The organism is Streptomyces sp. SPB074, assembly GCF_000154905.1.
Taxonomy (GTDB): domain Bacteria; phylum Actinomycetota; class Actinomycetes; order Streptomycetales; family Streptomycetaceae; genus Streptomyces.
The window spans coordinates 5,207,484-5,215,169 of record NZ_GG770539.1 but is presented as its reverse complement, the minus strand read 5'-3'; the positions used below and the strand labels follow the sequence as shown (position 1 = coordinate 5,215,169).

Sequence of the window (7,686 nt, the reverse complement as noted above, 5' to 3'; positions counted from 1 at the left end):
CCGGCGCCGCGCGCGAAGAGGAGGCGGCGCGCGGTCCACAGCGGGCCGGCCGCGTCGGCCGCCTCGGTCCGGACGGCGACGACGGCCGCGGTGCCCTTGTCGTACACGTCGGTGACGGTGGTGCGGGCCCGGGCGGAGCCCTCGGCGGGCAGCGGGCGGTGCGCGGTCAGCTCCTGCGTCCCGTGCAGGACCCGGGCGCGCTCGACGTGCTCGGCGCCGGGGAGGTCGAGGTCGCCGAGGACGTCCTGGCCCCCGGCGACGAGGGCGAAGGAGGGCAGGACGCGCAGGGCGCCTTCGAGGGTCCAGTGCGGCCGCGCGGGCGGGGCGCCGACGCCCAGGTGGTAGAGGAGGACGTCCTTCGGGGACCAGCTCAGGGTGCGGGTGCGGGGTGGTGCGGACAGGAGGCGGGCGGCGTCGAGCGGCATGGGGCCCGATTCTGACGCACGCGCCGCACACGCCGTCTCAGGGGGCGCACGGTCCGCGCGGCCCGTGCCCCTCCCGCTTCCACCGGGGCCGCCGCTTTCCCCTTCGTACGAGAACCGCCGGACTACCCTCCGTACCGGATCACTTTCAGTCCGCAAGGGTCGGAGGTAGCACCGCTCATGCCCCACACCCACGACCGCCCACGGATACCCGGCGCGGCCCCGGTCCGTCCCCGCCCGCCGTCCGCGACCGTCGGCGCGCTCGCCTTCGCGGGGATCGCCGTCGCCGTCATGCAGACCCTGCTCGTCCCCGTCATCAAGGATCTGCCCGCCCTCCTCGACACCTCGGCGGCGAACGCCACGTGGGTCATGACCTCGACGCTCCTCGCGGGGGCCGTCGCGACGCCCGTGCTCGGGCGGCTCGGGGACCTGTACGGGAAGCGGCGGATGCTCTTCGTCTCGCTCGGCGCGATGATCGCGGGCTCCCTCGTGTGCGCGCTGACCGGCACGCTCGTGCCGATGCTCGCGGGGCGCACGCTCCAGGGCCTCGCGATGGGCGCCATCCCGCTCGGCATCGGAATCATGCGCGACGTGCTGCCGCGCGAACGGCTCGGCGGCGCGATGGCGCTCATGAGTTCGTCCATCGGGGTCGGTGGCGGGCTCGCGCTGCCGCTCGCGGCGATCGTCGCGCAGCACGCGGGCTGGCACGCCCTGTTCCTGCTCGCGGCAGGACTCGGCGTGGTCTCGCTCGCGCTCGTCGTGGTGCTCGTGCCCGGCGCCTCGGTGCGGGCCCCCGGCCGCTTCGACGTGCCGGGGGCGCTCGGGCTGAGCCTCGGGCTCGTGTGCCTGCTGCTGCCGGTGACGAAGGGCGCGGACTGGGGGTGGGGCTCGGCGCGGGTGCTCGGGCTCTTCGGCGCCGGAGTGCTGCTGCTGCTCGTGTGGGGGTGGTACGAACTGCGCGCGGCGGCGCCGCTCGTGGACCTGCGCACGAGCGCGCGGCGCGAGGTGCTGCTCGCGAACCTGGCCTCGGTGATGGTCGGGGTGTCGTTCTACGTCGTGACGCTCGTCCTTCCGCAGCTCCTCCAGTTGCCCGAGGCGACGGGTTACGGTCTCGGGCGCTCGATGGTCGTGGCGGGGCTGTGCGTGGCACCGCTGGGGCTGACGATGATGGCGACGGCGCCGCTGTACGCGCGGATCGCCGCGCGGCGCGGGCCGCGCACGACGCTGCTGCTGGGACTGCTCGTCATCGGCGCCGGGTACGGGGCCGGGCTCGGGCTGCTCGCGGCGGCGTGGCAGACGGTGCTGATCGCGGTGCTCGTGGGCGCGGGGATCGGCCTCGCGTACTCGTCGCTGCCGGCGCTCATCATCGCGGCGGTGCGCCCGGAGGACACGGGGGCGGCGAACGGGCTCAACGCGCTGATGCGGTCGATCGGGACCTCGGTGTCGAGCGCCGTGATCGGGATGGTGCTCGCGGGTTCGGCGCTTCCGCACGGGGGTGCCGAGGTGCCCTCGATGAGCGGTTTCCGCACGTCGTTCGTGATCGCGCTGTGCGCCGTGGCGGGCGGGCTCGTGCTCGCGTGGTTCCTGCCGCGCGCGGCGGGCGGCGGCGAACGCCTCACGCTCGTCGAACTCCCGGGCACACGGGACGACTTCCTTCTCCCGGACGGGTTCAGCGGCTTCCGCGGCGAGGTGCGGGACGCGGAGGGCGCGCTCGTCGTCCGCGCGACGGTCACCCTCATCGACCGCCGAGGGCGTCAGGCGGGCCTGACGACGACCGACACGGCGGGCCGCTACGCCCTCCCCGCCTTCACGGCGGGCCCCTACGTCGTCGCCTGCCGCGCGACGGGCCACACCCCCCGCGCCGCCGCCGTCTCCTTCCCCGGCGGCCACGCCACCCGCCTCGTCCCCCTCGTCCTCGCGCCCCTGCGGGACCGGAGCGGGAGGGCGGAGGCGGTGAGCGGCTGAGGGGCGCCGGGGGGCGTGCCGCAGGTGTGCCACGGCAGGTGTCCCGCGAACGGTGCGGCGGGGGCTCGCGGGCGGGGGGGGTGTGCGGGGGGTCGTGGGGGGTGCGGGACGATGGCCGGGGGCGGGCCGGCGGGGCGTGGGTGCCGGGACGGTCCCGTCCCCTGACCCGTACCGCTGGAGGACCTCTGTCATGACCGAGCCGCACACCGCCGACGCCGTGCCCGCGCCCGGTGTTCTCGCCGCTTTCGAGGCGGCCAAGGGGTTCATGCCCGCGCACGAAGGGCTCGCGCTGTACGCGGCGGCCGTCGAGGCGGGGCGGCTGGGGCTGCCCCTGCTTGAGGTGGGGACGTACTGCGGGCGGTCCACGGTGCTGCTCGCCGATGCCGGGCGGGCCGCCGGGGTGACCGTCGTCACCGTCGACCACCACCGGGGCAGCGAGGAGCAGCAGCCGGGCTGGGAGTACCACGACCCGGCGACCGTGGACCCCGAACTGGGGGTCATGGACACCCTGCCCGCCTTCCGCCGCACCCTGCGCCGGGCCGGGCTCGAAGAGCACGTCGTGGCCGTCGTGGGGCGCTCCCCGCAGGTCGCGGCCCTGTGGGCGCGGCCGCTCGGCCTCGTCTTCATCGACGGCGGGCACACCGACGCGCACGCGAGCGCCGACTACGAGGGCTGGGCGCCCCGGCTCGCGCCCGGCGGTCTCCTCGTCATCCACGACGTCTTCCCCGACCCGGCCGACGGCGGCCAGGCCCCGTACCGGATCTGGCGGCGCGCGGCCGGTTCGGGCGACTTCGACGAGGTCCGGACGGTGGACTCGCTGCGGGTGCTGCGGCGCCGCTGAGCGCGCCGGGGCCGGTACCCCCTACGATCGCGGGCGTGCCCCACTCCCCCGCCTCTCCCCCGTCCGGCCGCCCGCCGCGTTCCCGGCGGCTGCTCACCGCCGTCGCCGTGCCCGTCCTCCTGCTCGCGGGGGGCCTCGGGTACGGCCTCGCGGGGCGCGGGGGCGGTGACGGGGGCGGTACGGGGCACGACGACGCGAAGGCCGCGCCCGCCCCGGCCCGTACCCCCGCGTCCCCGGTCCCCTCGCCGTCCGCCGGGCCGCTGAGCGGGAAGGTCGTCGTCCTCGATCCCGGGCACAACCCGGGGAACCGCCTGCACACGGCCGACATCAAGCGCCAGGTCGATGTCGGCAACGGGCGCAAGGAGTGCGACACGACCGGGACCGAGACGAACGCCGGTTACCCGGAGGCCGAGTTCACGCTCGACGTCGTGCGCAGGACCCGGAAGCTGCTGCGCGCGCGGGGCGCCGAGGTGCGGCTCACGCACGACGGGGACCGGAAGTTCGGCCCCTGCGTGGACGAACGCGCCGAGATCGGCAACGAGGCGGAGGCGGACGCGGCCGTCTCGGTGCACGCGGACGGGGCCCCCGCCGGGGCACGCGGCTTTCACGTGATCATGCCCGGCGCCGTGCACGCGGGGAAGGCCGACACCCGCGCGATCACCGCACCCTCGCACGACCTCGGCACCCGCCTCGCCGCCTCCTTCGCGAAGGCGACCGGCACCTCCCCGGCCACGTACATCAACGGCGGTACGGGGCTCGACACGCGCTCCGACCTCGGCGGCCTCAACCTCAGCCGCGTCCCGAAGGTGTTCCTGGAGTGCGGGAACATGCGCGACGCGACGGACGCGGGGCTGCTGAGCGCCGCGGAGTGGCGGGAGCGAGCCGCGCGCGGGGTCGCGGCGGGGCTCACCGCGTACCTGACGGCGGGGGCCGGGGAGAAGTCGTGAGGAGGGGGTGCGCGCGGGGTGGGCGCGCGGGCCCACCGGACGGCCGCGGGCCGGTGGCGGTATGGTCCTCGGGAGCTCGGGGGATCTCTGCCGTACGGACCGTGCGCCCCATGATCGGCGCTGAGCACGCCCCGGCTCGCCGACCACTGCCGACGAAGGACCTGACGACGTGAACATCCGCTCTCTGACCAGAGGCGACGGGGTGGTGATCGTGGCCGCGGTGGTGCTGTTCATCGCCTCGTTCCCCGGCACCTTCTCCTGCGACAGCGACAGTTGCACCAGCGTCCCCAACGCCTGGGACAGTCTGGGGCTCCTGATGAGTGTCTACCTTGCCGGGGTGATCGGGGCCGCGCTCGTCATCCTCACGAGGCTGCTGCCGCAGCCGCGCAAGGTGTTCGGCCTGGACCTCGGCCAGCTCGGCACCGCCCTGACGGTCTTCGCCGCCTGGACGGCGCTGTGGACGGTCTTCGACCCGCTGGGCTCGTTCAGCGACGTCCAGAGCGTGGCGCGGATCGGGGCGGGCGCGGGTCTCGTCCTCGGTCTCATCGCCGCCCTCGTCCTGGCCGCCGCCGCCGTCGCGAGCCCCCTCGTGCCCGCGCTCAAGGGCCCGCTCGTGCCCGCGTCGCGCCCCGCGCGGCCGCAGCCGTACGGGCAGCAGCAGGGACAGCCGGGGTACGGCTACCCGGGCGCGGGCCAGCCGCAGCAGCCCGGTCACGGGTACCCGGGTGCCGGGCAGCAGCAGCCGGGGTACGGCTACCCGGGTGCCGGGCAGACCGCCGGGGGCGCGCAGCCGCCGGTCGGCGCGACCCCGCCCCCGGCGCAGCAGCCCGCCGAGTTCGCCCCGTTCTGGTTCGCCGTGCCCGTCCCGCGCCCCCTGTACGGCGAGGACGGCGCTCCGACGGCGATCGCCGAACTGACGCCCGGTACTTGGTACTTGGCGGTGGACCAGCGCGGTCAGGAGCTCGTGGCCCAGACCCAGGACGGCAAGCGCGGCGTCCTGCGCGACACCTCGGGCATCCAGCGCGGCTGAACCACCCGCCCGCGAGGGCGCCTTGCCGGGGACAGGTCACAAGTGGCCTGTCCCCGGCCCCGTTTCACCCACGCACAAGCGGCAATACGGTGGCCATGTCCACCAGAAGCGGTTCCTCGATAGGCCGGATCATCGCGCTCGTCGCCGATGTCGTGGCCGCCATCATCATCGTCTGGATACTGATGTATCTCCTGGACGCGAACCGGGGCAACGACCTCGTGCGGTGGGTGCACGACGCCGCCTCCTGGCTCGCGGGCTGGTCGCACGACCTGTTCACCTTCGACAGGGAATGGGCGCGCGTCGTCTGCGGCTACGGCCTGGCGGCCGTCGTCTACCTGGCCATCGGCCACGCGGCCGCCGCCCGCATCCGCCGCTGACCCCCCGCACATCCCGATCCCGGGACCGGCGCCACCATCCAGCCCCTCCGGCGTTTGAGGAGCGGGGCGGGGGCGGAGCCCCACGAACGTGGGCGCAGCCCCACGAACCGGGGGCCCGGGGCGCAGCCCCGGCCCCCGCCCTCACCCCACCCCACACGTACACCTCGCCACCGCGATCCCGTACGGAAGCCCCGCCCCGAACACCCCGCACGTCGCCGGTTCCCCGGCGAGCGCGGCCACGGCGAGCAGCAGCGCGCCCGCCGTCCACGTCGTCTGCTCGCGCGGCCACAGGGCGTCGTCCTCGTACACGTACCCGGTCCAGTACAGGCCGGTCCCCGGGTCCCGCAGGCGCGCGAGGCCGCGCAGCACGTCCTTCGCGCGCGCGGGGTCTCCCACCCCCCAGAGGGCGAGGGCGAGTTCGGCGCTCTCGCCGCCGGTGACCCACGGGTTGGGGACGACGCAGCGGCAGCCGAGGCCCGGCACGACGAACTCGTCCCAGCGCGCGGCGAGCCGGGCCTCGGCCTCCGCGCCTTCGAGCGCGCCGCCGAGGACGGGGTAGTACCAGTCCATCGAGTAGCGGCTCTTGTCGAGGAAGCGCCCGGGGTGGTGGCGGATCGCGTGGCGCAGTTCGCCCGCGGCGAGTTCCCAGTCCGGTTGCGCCTCGCCGCGCGCGGCGGCGAGCGCGAGGCCGCAGCGCAAGGCGTGCAGGACGGAGGAGGAGCCGGTCAGGAGCGCGTCCGTGACGGGGGTGCCGTCCGCCTCGCGCTTCCAGCCGATCTCGCCGCCGGGCTGCTGGAGCCCGAGGACGAAGCCGAGCGCGGCCTTCACGACCGGCCACATCGTCGCGGCGAAGGCCGTGTCACCGGTCACAAGCCAGTAGTGGTACGTGCCGACCGCCACGTACGCGCAGAAGTTGGACTCGCGCGCGCGGTCGATGCGCCGCGTCGCGTCGCCGTCGTGGTAGGCGGCGTACCAGGAGCCGTCCGGGTTCTGGTGGCGGGCGAGCCAGGCGTAGGCGCGGGCCGCCGCCTCGTGCTCCCCGGCCGCGTCGAGCGCCATCGCGGCCTCGGTGTGGTCCCAGGGGTCGAGGTGGTGGCCGCGGAACCAGGGCAGCGCCCCGTCCGCGCGCTGCTGGCCGAGGAGCGCGGCGACGGTGGCGCGGGCCTCGTCGGCGGTGAGGACGCCGGGGAGGGCGAGGAGGTCGGTGCGGGGCGTCGTCATACGGCGGTGGGCGCGGCGTCGCGGGCCCCGGGCGCGGTGTCCCCGGCCGCGTGCCCGGCGTCGCGGGCGGCGGCGTCGGCGGCTTCGCGCGGCAGGTGCGGCTTCGTCGCGTACGCCACGAAGCTCTTGCCGAGCAGCGGGTTGAGGAAGTGTTCGGCGTAGCGCGTCGTGCGGGGCTTCTTCATGATGTCCCAGACGAGGAGCTTGTGGTAGGCGCGCACCGGGAGCGCCTTGTCGTTGTCCACGCCGAAGGCGCACTTGAGCCACCAGTAGGGGCTGTGCAGCGCGTGCGCGTGGTGGGCGCCGTAGGGGCGCAGGCCCGCGCCGCGCATCCGGGCGGCGAGTTCGGTGGCCTTGTAGATGCGGATGTGGCCGCCCTCGACCTCGTGGTACGCGTCCGAGAGCGCCCAGCAGATCTTCTCGGGGAAGTGGCGCGGCACCGTGACCGCGATGCGCCCGCCGGGCTTGAGGACGCGGACCATCTCGGCGAGCACGCCCTTGTCGTCGGGGATGTGCTCCATGACCTCGGAGATGATCACGACGTCGAAGGACGCGTCGGGGAAGGGCAGCGCGAGCGCGTCGCCCTCCATCGCGGTCGCGGTGGCTCCCGCCGGGACCTCGCCCGCCTCCTCCATGGCCGCGAACCACGTGGCGACCTCGCGGATCTCCTCCGCGTTCCGGTCCAGGGCCACGACCCGCGCCCCGCGCCGGTAGCACTCGAAGGCGTGCCGCCCGGCCCCGCAGCCCAGGTCGAGCACGCGGTCGCCCGGGGCGAGCGGGAAACGGGTGAAGTCGACGGTCAGCACGAGGACCTGCTTTCGCGGTCGGGGGCGGCGGGGACGGCCGCCGCCGGGGCGGCCGGAGGAGTGGGCCGTACGGGGCG

Annotated in this window: 8 protein-coding genes; 5 read left to right on the top strand and 3 right to left on the bottom strand. The window is 75.6% G+C overall.

Annotated features, from left to right (window positions below):
- Positions 1–425, bottom strand: a 425-nt coding sequence (locus tag SSBG_RS22100) for an FAS1-like dehydratase domain-containing protein (RefSeq protein ID WP_037871765.1), incomplete at its 3' end; no start/stop codon positions are given.
- A 177-nt stretch (positions 426–602) separates the two neighbouring features.
- Between SSBG_RS22100 and SSBG_RS22095 the strand changes: the two genes are divergently transcribed.
- From SSBG_RS22095 to SSBG_RS22075, 5 genes are all read left to right on the top strand, one after another.
- Complete coding sequence (locus tag SSBG_RS22095) at positions 603–2,387, top strand: MFS transporter (protein ID WP_008748291.1); 1,785 nt, start codon at positions 603–605, stop codon at positions 2,385–2,387.
- Between the two features lie 190 nt (positions 2,388–2,577).
- Positions 2,578–3,228, top strand: a complete 651-nt coding sequence (locus SSBG_RS22090; RefSeq protein WP_037870389.1) for a class I SAM-dependent methyltransferase — start codon at positions 2,578–2,580, stop codon at positions 3,226–3,228.
- A gap of 35 nt (positions 3,229–3,263) precedes the next feature.
- Positions 3,264–4,175, top strand: a complete 912-nt coding sequence (locus tag SSBG_RS22085) for an N-acetylmuramoyl-L-alanine amidase (protein ID WP_086023073.1) — start codon at positions 3,264–3,266, stop codon at positions 4,173–4,175.
- Between the two features lie 169 nt (positions 4,176–4,344).
- On the top strand, positions 4,345–5,205 hold the full coding sequence (locus tag SSBG_RS22080; RefSeq protein WP_008748287.1) for a DUF5336 domain-containing protein: 861 nt from the start codon (positions 4,345–4,347) through the stop codon (positions 5,203–5,205).
- An 89-nt stretch (positions 5,206–5,294) separates the two neighbouring features.
- The gene (locus SSBG_RS22075) at positions 5,295–5,582 is read left to right on the top strand and encodes a hypothetical protein (protein ID WP_008748286.1); all 288 of its coding nucleotides are present in this window, start codon (positions 5,295–5,297) and stop codon (positions 5,580–5,582) included.
- Positions 5,583–5,723: 141 nt separating this feature from the next.
- On the opposite strand, the gene SSBG_RS22070 is transcribed toward SSBG_RS22075, so the two are convergent.
- Complete coding sequence (locus SSBG_RS22070) at positions 5,724–6,803, bottom strand: prenyltransferase (RefSeq protein ID WP_008748285.1); 1,080 nt, start codon at positions 6,801–6,803, stop codon at positions 5,724–5,726.
- Positions 6,800–7,609, bottom strand: a complete 810-nt coding sequence (locus SSBG_RS22065) for a class I SAM-dependent methyltransferase (protein WP_008748284.1) — start codon at positions 7,607–7,609, stop codon at positions 6,800–6,802. Before SSBG_RS22065 ends, SSBG_RS22070 begins: the two co-directional genes overlap by 4 nt.
- Positions 7,610–7,686 lie beyond the last annotated feature (77 nt).

Coding starts and splice junctions, on each gene's coding strand:
- SSBG_RS22090 (WP_037870389.1), top strand. CDS start 2,578: ATGACCGAGCCGCACACCGCCGACGCCGTGCCCGCGCCCGGTGTTCTC.
- SSBG_RS22070 (WP_008748285.1), bottom strand. CDS start 6,803: ATGACGACGCCCCGCACCGACCTCCTCGCCCTCCCCGGCGTCCTCACC.
- SSBG_RS22095 (WP_008748291.1), top strand. CDS start 603: ATGCCCCACACCCACGACCGCCCACGGATACCCGGCGCGGCCCCGGTC.